Source organism: Actinomadura bangladeshensis, assembly GCF_004348335.1.
Taxonomy (GTDB): domain Bacteria; phylum Actinomycetota; class Actinomycetes; order Streptosporangiales; family Streptosporangiaceae; genus Spirillospora; species Spirillospora bangladeshensis.
On record NZ_SMJW01000189.1, the window covers coordinates 1 to 15,768 of the forward strand.

Annotated in this window: 13 protein-coding genes; 10 read left to right on the forward strand and 3 right to left on the reverse strand. The window is 73.6% G+C overall.

Annotated features, from left to right (window positions below; all coding sequences use genetic code 11):
• The first annotated feature begins 191 nt into the window (after positions 1–191).
• The 10 genes from E1284_RS28970 to E1284_RS29015 all read left to right on the forward strand — a co-directional run bounded on the left by E1284_RS28970 (position 192) and on the right by E1284_RS29015 (position 11,234).
• Complete coding sequence (locus E1284_RS28970) at positions 192–623, forward strand: PGPGW domain-containing protein (RefSeq protein ID WP_131943328.1); 432 nt, start codon at positions 192–194, stop codon at positions 621–623.
• A 142-nt stretch (positions 624–765) separates the two neighbouring features.
• Positions 766–1,866 (forward strand): DegT/DnrJ/EryC1/StrS family aminotransferase, encoded by a 1,101-nt coding sequence (locus E1284_RS28975; protein WP_131943329.1) that lies wholly within the window; start codon positions 766–768, stop codon positions 1,864–1,866.
• On the forward strand, positions 1,863–2,888 hold the full coding sequence (locus E1284_RS28980; protein ID WP_131943330.1) for a Gfo/Idh/MocA family protein: 1,026 nt from the start codon (positions 1,863–1,865) through the stop codon (positions 2,886–2,888). The genes E1284_RS28975 and E1284_RS28980 overlap by 4 nt, the downstream gene beginning before the upstream one ends.
• The gene (locus tag E1284_RS28985; RefSeq protein ID WP_207924009.1) at positions 2,878–4,482 is read left to right on the forward strand and encodes a glycosyltransferase family 2 protein; all 1,605 of its coding nucleotides are present in this window, start codon (positions 2,878–2,880) and stop codon (positions 4,480–4,482) included. Before E1284_RS28980 ends, E1284_RS28985 begins: the two co-directional genes overlap by 11 nt.
• Before the next feature lie 3 nt (positions 4,483–4,485).
• Entirely contained in the window at positions 4,486–5,805 is a 1,320-nt protein-coding gene (locus E1284_RS28990; protein ID WP_131943331.1) for a nucleotide sugar dehydrogenase, read from the forward strand.
• Positions 5,806–5,849: 44 nt separating this feature from the next.
• Positions 5,850–7,454 (forward strand): glycosyltransferase family 4 protein, encoded by a 1,605-nt coding sequence (locus E1284_RS28995; RefSeq protein ID WP_207924010.1) that lies wholly within the window; start codon positions 5,850–5,852, stop codon positions 7,452–7,454.
• Between the two features lies 1 nt (position 7,455).
• Positions 7,456–8,700, forward strand: a complete 1,245-nt coding sequence (locus E1284_RS29000) for a glycosyltransferase family 4 protein (protein ID WP_207924011.1) — start codon at positions 7,456–7,458, stop codon at positions 8,698–8,700.
• Complete coding sequence (locus tag E1284_RS29005; protein WP_131943332.1) at positions 8,697–9,236, forward strand: hypothetical protein; 540 nt, start codon at positions 8,697–8,699, stop codon at positions 9,234–9,236. The genes E1284_RS29000 and E1284_RS29005 overlap by 4 nt, the downstream gene beginning before the upstream one ends.
• Before the next feature lie 4 nt (positions 9,237–9,240).
• Positions 9,241–10,635 carry a glycosyltransferase gene (locus tag E1284_RS29010; RefSeq protein ID WP_131943333.1) on the forward strand — a complete coding sequence of 465 codons (1,395 nt, stop codon included), beginning with the start codon at positions 9,241–9,243 and terminating at the stop codon, positions 10,633–10,635.
• A gap of 20 nt (positions 10,636–10,655) precedes the next feature.
• Positions 10,656–11,234: a hypothetical protein gene (locus E1284_RS29015; RefSeq protein ID WP_131943334.1), complete on the forward strand. Its 579-nt coding sequence runs from the start codon at positions 10,656–10,658 to the stop codon at positions 11,232–11,234.
• A 5-nt stretch (positions 11,235–11,239) separates the two neighbouring features.
• On the opposite strand, the gene E1284_RS29020 is transcribed toward E1284_RS29015, so the two are convergent.
• Genes E1284_RS29020 through E1284_RS29030 form a run of 3 tightly spaced genes read right to left on the reverse strand, consistent with a single transcriptional unit; the run spans position 11,240 to position 15,726 of the window.
• A complete protein-coding gene (locus E1284_RS29020) occupies positions 11,240–11,860 on the reverse strand; it encodes an acyltransferase (protein ID WP_131943335.1) in 621 nt (206 codons plus the stop codon).
• Between the two features lie 58 nt (positions 11,861–11,918).
• Entirely contained in the window at positions 11,919–13,880 is a 1,962-nt protein-coding gene (locus E1284_RS29025; protein ID WP_131943336.1) for a glycosyltransferase family 2 protein, read from the reverse strand.
• A gap of 37 nt (positions 13,881–13,917) precedes the next feature.
• On the reverse strand, positions 13,918–15,726 hold the full coding sequence (locus tag E1284_RS29030) for a CDP-glycerol glycerophosphotransferase family protein (RefSeq protein WP_131943337.1): 1,809 nt from the start codon (positions 15,724–15,726) through the stop codon (positions 13,918–13,920).
• Positions 15,727–15,768: the final 42 nt, after the last annotated feature.

Below are 15,768 nucleotides of genomic sequence, written 5' to 3' on the forward strand. Positions count from 1 at the left end.
ACCGTCGCCCGGTCCCGCGCGGCCCGCGGCCCCGTCCCGAATCACGCCCCCGGGACGGGGCCGCTCCATGCCCGCCCCCGGTCGCCCGCGGCGGAGGATTCTCTCGAAGGGCCGTGCCGGGGTTTGGGCGGTGCGCTGTGCGCAAGATCTAGCGTGGCGGTGCACGGTGGTGTGGGGGACGGAGGGGCGGGATGTCGTACGGGCGGTCCACGAGACGCGTCCTGGTGGTCATCGGCGGCGGCGGCGTGCTGGCGCTCGGGGCGGCGCTGCTGGTCCTGCCCGGGCCCGGGCTGCTGCTGGTGCTGGCGGGGCTGCTCATCCTCGCGCGGGAGTTCCCGGCCGTGGACCGGTACGTCGAACCGGTGCGGGAGCGGGCGATCCAGGCGGCCGAGGAGAGCGTGACCTCCTGGTGGCGGCTCACCGGATCGATCCTGACGGGACTCGCGCTGATCGGGGCCGGGGTCGCCTGGGGGATCGTGGACGAACTGCCGTTCTCCGGGTGGAGCACGGGGTCGGGTCTGGTCCTTTCCGGGCTCATCCTCTTCGGGCTCCTCTACTGGAGTTATCTCCGCGTGAAGGGGCGCCGCCGAGGGGGCGGCGGCGGACGGAATGGCGGCGGATAGATCAACGAACGTCCTGACGATCGACTGACTTGGCTAGAATCCGTCCGTTAGGCGAGGCTTCCACCATGATGTGCGCATGTGGTCGCGCTCCGTACGCGAGGAAGCCCCACTCTCACACCGTGCTGGCATAAGGAGTCCGTGCATGCCCGTGGAATCGGAGGGGCCCATCCCGGCGGCGAGTCCCGTGATCGGTGACGCCGAGATCGAGGCGGCCGTGCGCGTCCTGCGCAGCGGGCGGGTCGTCCAGGGGCCGGAGGTCGCCGCGTTCGAGGAGGAGTTCGCCGAGGTGGTGGCCGGACGGCACTGCGTCGCGGTCAACTCGGGGACGTCCGCGCTGCACCTCAGCCTGATGGCGCTCGGGATCGGCCCCGGGGACGAGGTGATCGTGCCCTCGTTCACGTTCGCGGCGAGTGCCAACGCCGTCCGGCTGGTGGGCGCCGACCCCGTGTTCGTCGACATCGAACCGGGGTCGTTCTGCCTCGACCCGGGCGCCGTCGCGGCGGCGATCGGGCCGCGCACCGCGGCGATCATGCCGGTGCACCTGTACGGGCACCCGGCGGCGATGGACCGGATCGGGCCGCTCGCCGAGCAGCACGGCCTCGCGGTCGTGGAGGACGCCTGCCAGGCGCACGGCGCCGCCCTCGGCGGGACCCCGGCCGGCGCGATGGGCACCGTCGGCTGCTTCAGCTTCTACCCGACCAAGAACATGCACGCCCTGGAGGGCGGCATGATCACCACCGCGGACGCGGAGACGGCGCGCACGCTGCGGCTGCTGCGCAACCAGGGCATGGAGCAGCGCTACGCCAACGAGATCGTCGGGGCGAACATGCGGCTCACCGACGTCGCCGCCGCCATCGGCCGCGTGCAGCTCACGCAGCTCGACGGCTGGACCGAGCGGCGCCGCGCCAACGCCGACCTCCTCAACGCGAAGATCACCGGGGCGGTGACGCCGCCGGTCGCGGACGGCGCCCGGCACGTCTACCACCAGTACACGGTCCGGGTGCGGGAGCGGGAGGCCGTCCAGAGGCACCTGGACGAGCGCAAGGTCGGCAACGCCGTCTACTACCCGACGCCCGTCCACCGGCTGAAGCCGTACCTGAAGGACGGCCGGCCGGATCCGCGCTGGGACCTGCCCGAGACGGAGCGTGCGGCGGCCGAGGTGCTGTCGCTGCCGGTGCACCCGTCGCTCACCGGCGAGCAGCTGGCGCGGGTCGCCGACGCCGTGAACGGGGCCGCGTCGTGAGCGCCCCGCTGCGCGCGGGCCTGGTCGGGCTCGGCGTGATGGGACGCAACCACGCGCGCGTCCTGTCCGGGCTGGACGGCGTGGACCTCGTCGGCGTGGTCGACCCGGCGGGAAGTCCGGGCGGCGCCCCGCACGGGGTGCCGGTGCTGGAGTCGCTCGACGACCTGCTGGCGCTCGGCGTCGACTACGCGGTGGTCGCCTGCCCGACCGCGCTGCACGAGGAGGTCGGGCTCGCCCTCGCCGAGGCCGGGGTCGGCGCGCTGATCGAGAAGCCGCTCGCCGAGTCGGTCGAGGCCGCGCAGCGGCTGGTGAAGGCGTTCGAGTCGCGGAACCTGGTCGCCGGCGTCGGCCACATCGAGCGCTACAACCCGGCGCTGCAGAGCATGCGGAGCCGGCTGGAGGCGGGCGAGCTGGGCGAAGTGTTCCAGGTCGTCACGCGCCGCCAGGGGCCGTTCCCGCACCGGATCGCCGACGTCGGGGTCGTCAAGGACCTCGCCACCCACGACATCGACCTCACCGCGTGGGTGACCGGCCAGGACTACGTGTCGGTCTCCGCGCACACGGTGGCGCGCAGCGGCCGCCCGCACGAGGACATGGTCGCGGCCGTCGGGCGGCTCAGCGACGGCTCCATGGTGAACCACCTGGTGAACTGGCTGAGCCCGCTGAAGGAGCGCACCACGGTCGTCACCGGCGACCGCGGCTGCTTCGTCGCGGACACGCTCACCGCCGACCTGACGTTCTACGCCAACGGCGAGATGAGCACCGAGTGGGAGGCGCTGCGGGCGTTCCGCGGCGTGTCCGAGGGCGACATGATCCGGTACGCGATCCCGAAGCGGGAGCCGCTGCTGACCGAGCACGAGCGGTTCCGCGACGCGGTCCTCGCCGGGCCCGGCGGCGACGCCGACATCGTGACGCTGCGGCAGGGCCTGCGGACGGTCGAGGTCTCGGCCGCCGTGCTGGAGTCGGCCAAGCTCGGGACGACGGTCTCGCTGCGGGCGTCGGAGGTGGCAGGTGCCGTCTGAGGCCGCGGCTCCCGATGTCACGGTGGTCGTCGCGGTCTACAACACGATGCCCTACCTGACCACCTGCCTGGAGTCGCTGGTCGGGCAGACCATCGGCGCCGACCGCATGGAGGTCGTCGCCGTCGACGACGGCTCCACCGACGGCAGCGGGGCCGAGCTCGACCGGTTCGCGGCCGAGTACCCGGACGTCGTCACGGTCCTGCGGCAGCCGAACTCCGGCGGCCCGGCCGCACCGAGCAACCGCGCCCTGGACGTCGCGTCCGGCCGCTACGTCTACTTCGTCGGCGCCGACGACCACCTCGGCCCCGAGGCGCTGGAGCGCATGGTCGCCGCCGCCGACGAGTGGGGCTCGGACGTCCTCGTCGGCAAGATGGAGGGCGTCAACGGGCGGGCCGTGCGGCGCCCCGAGCTGTTCGCCGAGAACCGTCCCGAGATCGACCTGTACGACTCGGTGCTCCCGTGGGTGCTGTCGAACTGCAAGCTGTTCCGCCGCGACCTGGTCGAGCGGTACAAGCTGCGCTTCCCCGAGCACATGCGGATCGGCAGCGACCAGCCGTTCACCCTCGAAGCGTGCGTCCGCGCCGCGCGGATCTCCGTCCTCGCCGACTACACCTGCTACTACGCGGTGCTCCGCGAGGACGGCGGCAACATCACGCAGGGCGCCGTCGACGTCCACACCCGCCTCGAATGCGCGGAGAGCCTCTTCGGCGTCGTCGCCGGCCTCCTCGAACCCGGGCCGCGGCGGGACGCGATCCTGACGCGCCACACCCGCTGGGAGCTGACGATGCCGACGCGGGAGGGGTTCCTCGAACTCGACCGCGACGCCCAGCAGGACGTGTGCGCCCGCGTCGGGAGGCTCGTCGAGGAGTACGTGACCGACGACGTCCTCTACACGCTGCCGATCGTCCGCCGGGCCCGGCTGCGGCTCGCCCAGCACGGCCGGATCGACCTGCTGTGCGAGGCGATCAAGGCGGCGGTGGAGGAGCGGCCCTACCCGATCGCGGTGAAGAACGGCCGCACCTACCTGGCCTACCAGGGGTTCGAGGACCCCGGGCTGAACCTGCCGGACGAGCTGTTCGAGATCACCAAGGGGATGCGCAAGCGGCTCTCCCAGGAGGTCCGGACGGTCGCCGCGCGCCGCGACCGCGACACCGTCGAGGTGACCGTCCGGACGCCGTTCACCGGCCCGGACGCCGGCGACCCGGCGGTCGTCCGGCTCGCGCTCGCCCCGCGCACCGGCAAGGGCGCCGGCAAGGAGCGCGTGCACCTGGACGAGGCGGTCGTCACCCGCGAGGCCCGCGAGGACGGCCTGCACCTGACCGCGAGGATCCCCGTGGCGCTGCTCACCGGCCCGGCCCGGACGCGGCACGACCTCCGGCTCGTCTTCACCGCGTCCGGCGAGACGCACGACGTCGCCGTCCCGGCCGGGCTGCCGGCGGCGGGCGGCGAACTGGTCTGGCACCGCGCCAGGCCCCACCGGCTGTCGGTCACCGGCGACGACCGGTACGGCACGGTCATCGAAACGCGCCCGGTCCGCCCGGCCCGCGCGGCCGCCCGGCGGATCAAGCGCGCGGCGTCCCTTGGAGGTAAGTAGCACATGCGGATCTGCGTGGTCGCGCTCGGCAAGATCGGTCTCCCGCTGGCGGTGCAGTTCGCCCGCAAGGGCCACCGGGTGATCGGCGCCGACGTGAACGAGCGGGTCGTCGCCGAGGTGAACGCCGGCCGCGAGCCGTTCCCCGGCGAGACCGACCTGCAGCTCCACCTCGGCGCGGCGGTCGAGGCGGGCCTGCTGACGGCGACGACCGACACGGCGGCGGCGGTCGCCGAGTCGGAGGCGGTCGTCGTGGTCGTCCCGCTGTTCGTGGACGAGGCCGGCACCCCCGACTTCGGCTGGATGGACGCCGCCACCCGCGCCATCGCCGAGGGCCTGCGCCCCGGGACGCTCGTCAGCTACGAGACGACGCTGCCCGTCGGCACCACCCGGGGCCGCTGGGCGCCGATGCTGGCGGAGGGCTCCGGCCTCACCGCCGGCGAGGACTTCCACCTGGTGTTCAGCCCCGAGCGCGTGCTGACCGGACGGGTCTTCGCCGACCTGCGCCGCTACCCCAAGCTCGTCGGCGGCATCGACGACGCGTCCGCGAAGCACGGCGTCGAGTTCTACGAGCAGGTGCTCGACTTCGACGACCGCCCCGACCTCGACCGCCCCAACGGCGTCTGGGACCTCGGCTCGGCGGAGGCGTCCGAGCTGGCCAAGCTCGCCGAGACGACCTACCGCGACGTCAACATCGGCCTCGCGAACCAGTTCGCCCGCTACGCCGACACGGCCGGGGTCGACATCACCAAGGTCATCGAGGCGTGCAACACCCAGCCGTACAGCCACATCCACCGGCCGGGCATCGCCGTGGGCGGCCACTGCATCCCCATCTACCCGCGGATGTACCTGTGGAACGACCCGTCCGCGACGGTCGTCCGCGCCGCCCGCGAGGCCAACGCGGCCATGCCCGACTACGCCGTCGGCCTCCTCGCCGACGCCTACGGCGACCTCAACGGCGCACCGGTCCTGGTGCTGGGCGCGGCCTACCGGGGCGGGGTGAAGGAGACGGCGTTCTCCGGCGTCTTCCCGACCGTCGAGTCCCTGCGCAAGCGCGGCGCCGTCCCCTACGTGTCCGACCCGATGTACACGGCGGAGGAGCTCGAGGCCCTCGACCTGCCCCCGCACCGGGGCGAGCCGGTGACCGCCGCGATCATCCAGGCCGACCACGCCGAGTACCGCGACCTCGGCGCGGACGACCTGCCGGGCGTCAAGGCCCTCGTCGACGGCCGCCGCATCACCGACCCGTCCCGCTGGCCCGGCGTCCACCACACCGTCATCGGCGCTCCGGGCCATGAGGACGCCCCGGTGCATCCCGCCGGCTGAGCGTCCCGCTGAGCCGGCCCGGCCGACCGCAACTGGAGAATCGCATGCAGAAAGAGGCAGACGAGACGGGCCCGGGCTCGTTCCGCGGCCGCGTCGTCATGCTCGTCGACAACGACGTCGTCCGCGACTCCCGGGTCCAGAAGGCGGCGAAGTCGGCCGCCGACGCCGGCTGGGAGGTCCATCTCCTCGGCTGCACGTCGGCCAAGAAGCGCCGCTCCTGGAAGCTGGGGGAGGCCAGGGTCCGGCTCATCCCGATCCAGCACACGCTCCTGCGCAACAGGCACGGCGTCCTGCGCGCCACGCTCCGCCGCCCGCTCGCGTACGGGCACCCGAACGTGGCGGACTACCGGCGCCGGCTCGTCCAGTCCCGGCGGGCCGACCTCGCCGCGAGCCGCCTCGCCCCCGGGGGCGGCGGCCCGGCGCGCAAGGCCTGGCTGCTGGCGCGGCGCGTGACGGCGAAGGTCCAGGCGCGCTGGGTGGCGCTGCGCGTCCGCCAGACCGACTCGCTGACCGCGGCCCGCAACAACCCCCGCGCACCGCTGGAGCGGCTGCCGATCAAGTTCTGGCAGGGCGTCCTCGGCAACCGGGCCTGGCGCGTCCTCGACCGCAACCTGTGGGACTGGGACAGCGCGTACGGGAAGGTCATCGACAAGCTGGAACCCGACATCGTCCACGCCAACGACTTCCGGATGCTCGGTGTCGGGGCGCGGGCCGTGCGGCGGGCGCGCGCCAAGGGCCGCCAGGTCAAGCTGGTGTGGGACGCCCACGAGTTCCTGCCCGGCATCCGTCCGTGGGGGGCCGGCCCGCGCTGGCTGCCCGCCATGTGCGCGCACGAGCTGGAGTACTCCGGCGACGCCGACGCGGTCGTGACCGTCTCGGCGGCGCTCGGCGACCGGCTCGTCGAGCGGCACGGCCTGCGGAACAAGCCGACCGTCGTGCTGAACGCCCCGATCACCGGCGGTGAGCCGACCACCGACGAGCCCGTCCCGGACATGCGGGAGCTGTGCGGCGTCGGCCCGGACACCCCGATCGCCGTCTACAGCGGCAGCGCCTCCGTGCAGCGCGGCCTCGACATCATGATCGAGGCGCTGCCGCGGCTGCCCGGGCTGCACGTCGCCCTGGTGGTCTCCTCGGCGCGGTCCGACTACGTGCGGGGCCTGCTCGCCCGCGCCGCCGAACTGGACGTCGCCGACCGGGTGCACACGCTGCCCTACGTGCCGTTCGACCAGGTCGTCCCGTTCCTGTCGGCGGCGGACATCGGCGTCATCCCGATCCACCACTGGCCGAACCACGAGATCGCCCTGATCACGAAGTTCTTCGAGTACTCGCACGCGCGGCTGCCGATCATCGTCAGCGACGTGCAGGCGATGGGCGACATGGTGCGCGACACCGGGCAGGGCGAGGTCTTCCGCGCCGAGGACCTCGACGACTACGTGCGGGCGGTCGAGGCGGTGCTCGGCGATCCGCAGCGGTACCGCGCCGTGTACGACGCGCGGCCCGACCTGCTCCGCGAGTGGACGTGGGAGGCGCAGGCCGACGTCCTGGACGGCGTCTACACCGAGCTGCTGCCCTCCGCCGCCGGGGTCGCCCCGGCCGCGGGAGCCGGCTCGGAGGCGTCCGACGACCGCCTCATCGGCGCTCAGGACTGACATGGCGACGCGGTCGAGCGGTGACCGGGACGTGGCCGTCGTCACCCCCTGGTATCCCAACCCCAAGCAGGAGTGGGCCGGCGCGTTCGTCCAGGCGATGGTCGAGGCGACCGCGCCGGGCTGCGGCGACGTCACCGTCTACCACACCGAGGCGTGGCTCATGAGGCAGCCGGCCGCGGAGGTCGAGGCGGCGCGCGACGCGCACCGGCGGCTCCTGCCGGTCGCGCTGCACCCCGCGCCGGCCGCCGCGGGCGCCCGGCTGCTGCGCGTGCCGGTGCCGACGGTGCCGGACTACACGTTCGCCGAACTCGCCCGGGAGCACGCGGCGTGGCTGCGCGAGGCGCTCGGCGGCGAGCCGATCCCGGCCCCCGTCGTGCATGCCCACGTGGGGCTGCGCGGCGGCTGGACGGCGCTGGAGAACGCCCGCCCGGACGCGCGCGTGTTCGTCACCGAGCACGCGTCCTTCCTCGACAAGGTCCTGGAGCAGCCGGACTCGCGCGAGATGTACGAGCAGGTCCTGGACCGCTGCACCGGTTTCCTCGTCGTGACGGACGTGCTGCGCGACACCCTCGCCGCGGCGTTCCCGTCCCTCGCGCACAAGATCGAGATGATCTCCAACCCGATCTCCTTCGAGCTGACCCGGCCGCGTCCGGTCACCGAGCTGCGCCGCTGGCTGTACGTCGGCACGCTGGTGGAGCGCAAGGGCGTCGACTGGCTGCTGGAGGCGTTCGCCGAGTGCCACGACGAGGATCCCGACCTGACGCTGACCATGGCGGGGCCGGGCGTGATGACCCGGCAGCTCGTGGAGCGGACGGCCGAACTCGGTCTCGGCGACGCGGTGTCGTTCCTCGGCGCGGTCGCCCCCGACGAGGCCACCCGGCTCATGCGGGAACACGACCTGCTCGTCCACCCGGCCCGGTGGGAGACGTTCGGCGTGTCGATCATCGAGGCGGTGGCGGCCGGCCTGCCGGTGCTCGTCACCCGCTGCGGCGGCCCCGAGCGCACCCTGGCCGGCATCGAGAGCGCGGCCGGCGAGATGATCGACGTCGAGGAGAACGCGTCCTCGATCGTCGCCGGCTACCGCCGGCTGCGGGACCGCTTCCCGGGCGACCTCGACCTGCCGAAGGCCCGTGCCGTCCTGGACGAGCGCTTCGGCTACCGCACGGTCGCCGCCGCGCACCACCGGCACTGGTTCCCCGACGACGGCGGAGACGCGACGAGGACCGCAGGGGGAGAAGAAGCGTGAACGTCCTGTTCGTGGCGCTCGGCGCCTCCCGCCGGCCCGCGGTCGTCCGGGAGTCCGCGCAGGTCCGCGCGGACGGCGGCAGCGCCACCGTGCTGGTCCGCAAGGAGTCGGCCTGGGCGAAGGACCCGCTGCCGGACGGGGTCGACGCCGTCGAGCTGCCCGCGCTCGAACGCCGCTACCGGCCCGCCGCGGTGCGCGTCCCGCTGTACCGGATCCCGCAGCTGCTGGTGCGGGTGTGCCTGCCCGGGCCGCTGCGCGGGCTGGGGAACCGGATCGAGGGCGCCTACCGCCGGCGCGTCGCCCGTCCCATCGACCGCCGGCTGGCGCGCCTCTACCGGCGCGACCGCGCCGCCGTCCGCCGGCGGATGGTCGAGCGGGAGCTCCTGCGCGGCCGGTCCATCGACCTCGTCGTCATCGGAGACCCGCAATCGCTGGTGACCGTCGCGGAACTCGCGGACGCGATCACGGGCGCGGGAGCGCGGCTGTCCTACTCCATCGCTCATGAAAGGCCCCTGGCAGGCAACGCCGAAGGATGAATCCATGACCGAACGCCGCCCGCGCCTTCTGTACCTCGCCTTCTACTTCCCGCCGTCCCGGGCCAGCGGGGTGTTCCGGCCGCGGGCGACCGCCAACCGGCTGACCGAGCTGGGCTGGGACGTGACGGTCTTCGCGGCGCCGCTGCCGTTCCTGTACGACACGATCGGCTCGGTCGACGACAAGCTGCTGGACACGGTCGACCCGCGCATCACACTGGTGCGGCCGGAGCTGAACAGGTTCGTGTGGCAGACGGACCTGCGGGAGTACAGCCGGTTCCGAGGGGCGTTCCCGCAGCTGGCCCAGTCCCTGTACACGTGGGGGCAGAAGCACGTCTTCCCCGAGCACTACGCCTCGTGGGGCCGTGCCAGCGTGCGGCGGGCGCTGCGCATGCACGCGCGCCGCAGGTTCGACGTGGTCCTCGCGACGGGGAACCCGTACGCCTCGTTCGCCGCGGCCTGGCTGTTCCACAAGCTGACCCGCACCCCGTACGTCATCGACTACCGCGACTCCTGGACGCTCGACCAGTTCAGCGAGGAGCCGATGTTCGAGGACGGGCATCCCGCCTGGCGCTGGGAGCGCCGGGTGCTGAGGTCCGCGGCGAACTCGCTGTACGTGAACGAGGCCCAGCGCGCCTGGCACGCCGACCGCTACCCGCGTGCGGCCGACCGGATGATGACCGTCCTGAACGGGTGGGACGCCGACACTCTCCCGGAGAGCGCCGAGCCGCCTCCGGCCGCCCGGGGCGAGTCGGGCGAGGCCGCTCCCCGCTTCTCCTTCGTCGGCACGGTCACCGACAAGCAGCCCATCGAGGAACTGATCGAGGGGTTCACCAAGGCGCGGACGCATCCCGACATGGCGGACGCGACCCTCAACTTCTACGGGTACTTCGGCTTCTTCCAGGGCACCGGCAACAAGCTCCGCAAGCGCTTCGCCGCCGCGGCCGGGGAAGAGACCGTCCCGGAGAGCGGCGACGGCGACGAGCAGATCCTCGCTTCCGGCGTGTACCACCGGGGTGCGGTGCCCAAGACGGAGCTCGCCGGCGTCTACCAGGGCTCGGACGTTCTGGTGTTCCTCAACGGCGGCGGACGCTACGTCACCTCCGGGAAGATCTTCGAGTACATGGCGGCGGGACGGCCGATCGTGTCCGTCCACACGCCCGGGTCGGCGGCCGAGGAACTGCTGCGCGGCTACCCGCTGTGGTTCAATCCCGGCGGGCTCGACCCGGCGGACATCGCCGCGTCGATGGTCGAGGCGGCGAAGGCCGCGGCCGGCCTCGACGAGCGCCAGGTCGCGGCGGCCCGCGCCTACGCGGACCGCTTCGAGCGGAACGTGACGCTGCAGCCGCTCGTCGAGCGGCTCACCGAACTGGCCTCCCGCAAGCGCGCCGTGGCCGGGTGAACGTGTTGGGAGACGGTGACATGAACGCGCGGGCGCCCCGGGTGCTGGTCCTGGCCATGGACCCGAGGCTCACCATGGACCCCCGTCCCGCCGTGCCGGTCAAGCGCCAGTACAAGCGCATCATCGGGCTGGCCGGCCACTTCGCGATGGAGGAGGGGGCGCAGGTCGATCTGGTGACGGCGGAACCGGGCGGCTGGGACGCCCTGGACGAGCGGGTGCGCCTGCACCGCCTCGACAAGGCGGAGGCCGGGCACCCGCTGCCCTGGCTGGAGCACACGCTCGTGGTCCGGCTGCCGCGGGTGATCGTCCGTCCGTTCGCGGGGCTCGGCCGGCCCGGCGCGCTGCTGAACGGCGCGCGGAGCCGGTTCTCCCGCGCCGTCCACCGGCGGCTCTTCGTGCCGTTCTACCGGCACGTCCGGCCGCACGTGCTGGCCCGCATCGCGCGGCGGCGCGTGCTCAGCCAGATCGACACGGACCAGGTCGTCCGCGTGGTCGTGATGGACCGGACGTCGGTGCCGCTCGGCCGGCGGCTGGCCAGGATGCGGCCGGACATCGTCGTGACGACGCGGCAGTTGAAGAGCCTCGACGCCAAGGCCTGACCGGCTCAGCCCCGCTTGGCCGTGAGCGTCGTGCCGGAGCCGTCCGCGGCCGGTTCCTCGATGTAGAGTTCGCCGGTCTGCGGGCACTCCCAGGTTCCCGGCTCGCCTGCGCGCTCGGTGAGCCGGACGCCGGCGCGGCCGACCCAACCGATCCGGCGGGCGGGGACGCCGGCGACCAGCGCGAAGTCGGGGACGTCGCGGGTCACGACCGCGCCCGCCGCGACCATCGCCCAGCGGCCGACGCGCACCGGTGCGACGCACACGCTGCGGGCGCCCAGGGACGCGCCCTCGGCGACGTGCACGCCGACGGCCTCCCAGTCGGAGGCGCGCTTCAGGGTCCCGTCCGGGGACACCGAGCGGGGCGCGCGGTCGTTGGTGAGGACGACGGCGGGCCCGACGAACACGCCGTCCTCCAGCACGGCGGGCTCGTAGACGAGGGCGTGGTTCTGCAGCTTGACGTTGTCGCCGATCCGCACCCCGGAGCCGACGTAGGCGCCCCGCCCGACGATGCAGCCGGAGCCGAGCCGGGCGTCCTCGCGGATCTGGGCGAGGTCCCACACGGTCGTCCCGTCGCCGAGCTCGGCGGACGGGTCCACCTGGGCGCTGGGGAGGATGCGGTGCGTCATGCGTTGCCTTCCTGGCGGGTTCGATCGAGCTGGCGGATGTACGGCGGCCCGGCCGCCGTCACGACTTGCGGGACCAGCGCCGCCGGAGGCCCCCCAGCCGGCGCCGCACCGGATCGGTGACGAGGGCCGTCAGCCGCGCGTCGTCGAGGCGGACGTGCACACGGCGCGGCGGCACCCACGAGGCGGTCACCGGTCCCGGAACGCCGGATTCCTCGGTGAACCGCACCCGGACGGGGCCGCCCACGCCGTCGATCTCCAGGTACGCCGCCCAGCGCCCGGTCCGGGCGCGGGCGAGGGACACCTCGGCCCGCAGGCGGGCCGGTTCGTCGGGCCGCAGTGCGGCGCGGATCACCGCGTCGTCGCGGCGGGAGTGCCGGAGGACGACGCTCATGGCCGGTGCCGGGCCGGGTCCGTGGACGGCGGGGAACCCGGTCCGGACCCGCAGCCGGTTGCCCGACCCGAGGCCGACCTCGGCGTCGGGGAAGTCGGCGTGGGTGGGCGCGCCGCCGAGTTCCAGCGCGAGCGCGCCCTTTCCGCGCACCGGCAGGACGCGGACGAGCCGTGCGCCGCCCGCCGGACGGGTGCAGATCACGGCCGGGACGTGCATGTCGCGGGGCTTGAGGATGGGGACGGTCTGCAAATGCCCCCCGATGGACACCTCCACGGAGACCGTCCAGCGGCCGTCCCGCCAGTCGTGCGAGGCGGGGTCGAGCGTGGCGGTGTAGGACGTGGCCATCCCCTCACCGGTGTGCTCAGCGGGGCCGTTGGTGCACGCGACCCGGTGTCCGGCGCCCTCGCCGTCCTCCAGGATGAGGTGCAGTTCGGGGGTGCCCTCGTCGGTATCGCGCACCACCACGGTGCCGCTGACCAGGAGTGCGTCGTCCGCCCAGGCCGGAGGCTCCAGGCGGTGCAGCATCCGCGGCGTCGTCGCGACTTCGTAGCAGTCGTCCGGGATGCCGGTCGCCTCGTCCCGGAAGTACGGGTACTTCTGGAAGCAGCGCCCGTCCTCCAGATGGAGGGCGGGGCGCCCGGTGGCGTTGTGGAAGCGGAGGACGGCCTCCAGCTCCTCGGCGAGGTCGTTGAGCAGGCAGTGGGCGACCACGCGGCGGAGCGGGGGGAGCTGCCGCAGCAGCGTCGGGGTGAGCCACTTCTCCAGCAGCTCGCGGCCCGCGGTGTAGGTGATCTTGCGTTCGTCGTCGGGGGCGCCGAGGTACAGGCGCTCCAGCCGTCCGAACACCTCCAGGTCCAGGTAGCGCCGGTGCAGCCGGTCGCGGATCTCGCCCGGCTCGGCGTACTCCGCGGCCTGGTCCATCGCCCGGGCGATGATCGCGTAGACGTCGGACGCGTGGGCGCCGCCGAGCTGGGTGCTGCTCGTCCCGTCCGAGCGGGCCATCCAGTGGTAGCAGTCGTAGTCGGCCAGGATGGACACGGCACGGGCGCGCAGGTGCGCGCCGGCGGTGAACAGCTGGTCCTCGTGGGACAGGACGCCCTCGGCGAACCGCAGCCCCGCGTCCTCGATCAGGGAGCGGCGGAAGAGCTGCAGCGCCGCCATCGACATGCGCCGGAACAGCTCGGAGCCGGGTTCGAGCACGTGGGTGCGCTCGACGTTCTCGCCGAACACCTTGGGGGTCGTGCGGCCGCCGAGGCCGAGCTGCTTGCCGAGGACGATGTCGGTGCCGTTGCGCTCGGCCATCGCGACCATGCGTTCGAGGGCCTCGGGGCCCAGCCGGTCGTCGGCGTCCAGGAAGAAGACGTACTTCCCGGACGCCCGTTCCAGGCCCCGGTTGCGCGGGGCGCCCGCGCCGCCCGAGTTCGGCTGGTGGAGCACCGTCAGCCGGTCGTGGGCGCGGGCCAGTTCGTCGAGCAGTTCGGCGCTGCCGTCGGTCGAGCCGTCGTCCACGACGATGGTCTCGATCCGCTCGGCGGGCATGGTCTGGGTGAAGACCGAGTCGAGCGCCTCGCTCACCGTGTCCCGGCAGTTGAAGACCGGGATGATCACGCTGACCAGGAGTTGCGGCATGGCCCCTCTACCGTCGAGCTGCAGATGAGGACCAACTCTATGCGGGTTCGCGGGCCGTGCGGATCGTCCTGCCGGAGTTCCCGTACATCGTCGCGCGGGGCCCGGCCTCGGCGAGCGCGTCGACGGCGGCGGCGAAGCGGGTCATCGCGTCCGGGTGCTCGGGGCCGAGCAGGTAGTCGCGGAGCGTGCGCCGCTCGCCGGCCAGCGGGTCCTGGCCGGGGGTCGCGGCGACGGCGAGGATGTCCGGCAGCTCGGCGCAGTCCGGGCCGAGCAGGTAGGCCGCGGACGCGGACGGGAACTCGGCCCGGAACACCGCCTCGTCCATGCCCTCGGGGTTGGTCACCACGTACGGCTTCAGGCTCGGGATGTAGTCGGAGATCACGCTGGAGATGTCGGTGATCAGCATGTCGGACCGGTTGAAGCACTCGTAGAGGGAGGCGTCCGCGCCGGTGACGACCTGGTGGCCGCCGTTGCCGGTCCGGTTGGCGTCCTCGATCATCTTGATCAGCCGGTTGTGCGCGGCCGCCGCCGAGGGCAGCCGCCGGCCGGTGTAGGGGTGCGGGCGGTAGATCACGCGGAGCCGGTCGCCCTGCTCCAGCAGGGTGGAGACGATCCTGTCGCCCATGCCGAGCAGCGAGCTGTAGCCGTGCTCGTTGTCCCAGCCCTCCCAGGTGGGGGCGTACAGGACGGTCGGCACCGGCCCGCCGGACGGCTCGGTGGTGATCTCGCCGAGCTGCGGGCGGCCGACCTCGACGATGGCCTCGTCGCGGACCCCGGCGTCGGAGTTGTGGTAGCGGTCGCGGCCGGCCGGGCCGGCCACCCAGACCTCGTCGAAGATCTTGCTGACCGGGTTGGAGCTCGGCCCCTTGTCGCTGTCGCCGTGCCCGACGAACACGTGCTTGATGTGCTCCTCGCGGAGCAGGTGCAGGTTCTTGCCGGTGTTGCCGGGGTAGAGCGCGACCTTCACCGTCGGCAGGTCGAAGTTCATGACGTCCTCGGCCTTGCTGATGCACACGACCGGGAGCGTGGTGGGCGCGATCGCCGCGACGACCTCGGGGGAGCGGACGAGGACCATGGCCTTGCGGTCGAGCTGCTCCAGGGCGCTCAGCCACATGTTGGCCTGGTACACGGTGGTGGCGGGCCCGGTGAAGTACAGGACGACCTCGGGCTTGTAGCCGTTCACGCGGCGCTGCACGTCGCGCCCCACGCGGTTGCCGTTCAGGAGCACGCGCATCCGGCGCAGCCGGGCCGACTGCCCGGCCTGGGCGGCCGCCGCGACGAGGGCGGTGGCGAGGAGGCCGGCGGCCAGCAGCGGCGGCAGGCCGACGAGGAGGCCGACGGTGCCGGCCACGAGCGGGAGCAGGTCGGCGTAGTTCTCCAGGAGGGCGACCAGGCGCGACTGCCACGCGGGGCACTCGGCCGGGGACGCGGGTTCGCCCTTGCCGAGGTTGCGGGTGAGGTAGGGCACCCGGTTGATGCGCCGCGCGGCGACCGAGCCCGCGAGCACCGCGGCGCGGATCCAGTCGAGCGCGAGGAAGCCGAGGGCCGCCGTCCAGACCACCGGGGAGTCGACGTCGCCCGCCCGGACGAGCAGCAGCACGAACGCCCCCTGCCGGACCAGCACCCGGGCGCCGGCGCCGAGCTGGCCCCAGCGCAGCGGCCTGGCCGCGTCCGGCATCAGCCGCTCCACGGCCGGCTCGGCCGCGTAGCAGAGCGCGGCGGCGGCGAGGAACCAGCCGGGCGCGCCGGCCGCGGCCGCCGCGAGCAGCAGCGCCAGCGAGCCGGGGAGCAGCAGCACCGACGAGTACCGCATGAGTTTCCGGGACCGGCGGACGAGACGTCGCACGGCACACCTCCGTCTGGTCGGCAGGGCCCTTGGGGGGCGACG

Coding starts and splice junctions, on each gene's coding strand:
- E1284_RS28995 (WP_207924010.1), top strand. CDS start 5,850: ATGCAGAAAGAGGCAGACGAGACGGGCCCGGGCTCGTTCCGCGGCCGC.
- E1284_RS29015 (WP_131943334.1), top strand. CDS start 10,656: ATGAACGCGCGGGCGCCCCGGGTGCTGGTCCTGGCCATGGACCCGAGG.
- E1284_RS29010 (WP_131943333.1), top strand. CDS start 9,241: ATGACCGAACGCCGCCCGCGCCTTCTGTACCTCGCCTTCTACTTCCCG.
- E1284_RS29000 (WP_207924011.1), top strand. CDS start 7,456: ATGGCGACGCGGTCGAGCGGTGACCGGGACGTGGCCGTCGTCACCCCC.
- E1284_RS28975 (WP_131943329.1), top strand. CDS start 766: ATGCCCGTGGAATCGGAGGGGCCCATCCCGGCGGCGAGTCCCGTGATC.
- E1284_RS28990 (WP_131943331.1), top strand. CDS start 4,486: ATGCGGATCTGCGTGGTCGCGCTCGGCAAGATCGGTCTCCCGCTGGCG.
- E1284_RS29025 (WP_131943336.1), bottom strand. CDS start 13,880: ATGCCGCAACTCCTGGTCAGCGTGATCATCCCGGTCTTCAACTGCCGG.
- E1284_RS29020 (WP_131943335.1), bottom strand. CDS start 11,860: ATGACGCACCGCATCCTCCCCAGCGCCCAGGTGGACCCGTCCGCCGAG.
- E1284_RS28970 (WP_131943328.1), top strand. CDS start 192: ATGTCGTACGGGCGGTCCACGAGACGCGTCCTGGTGGTCATCGGCGGC.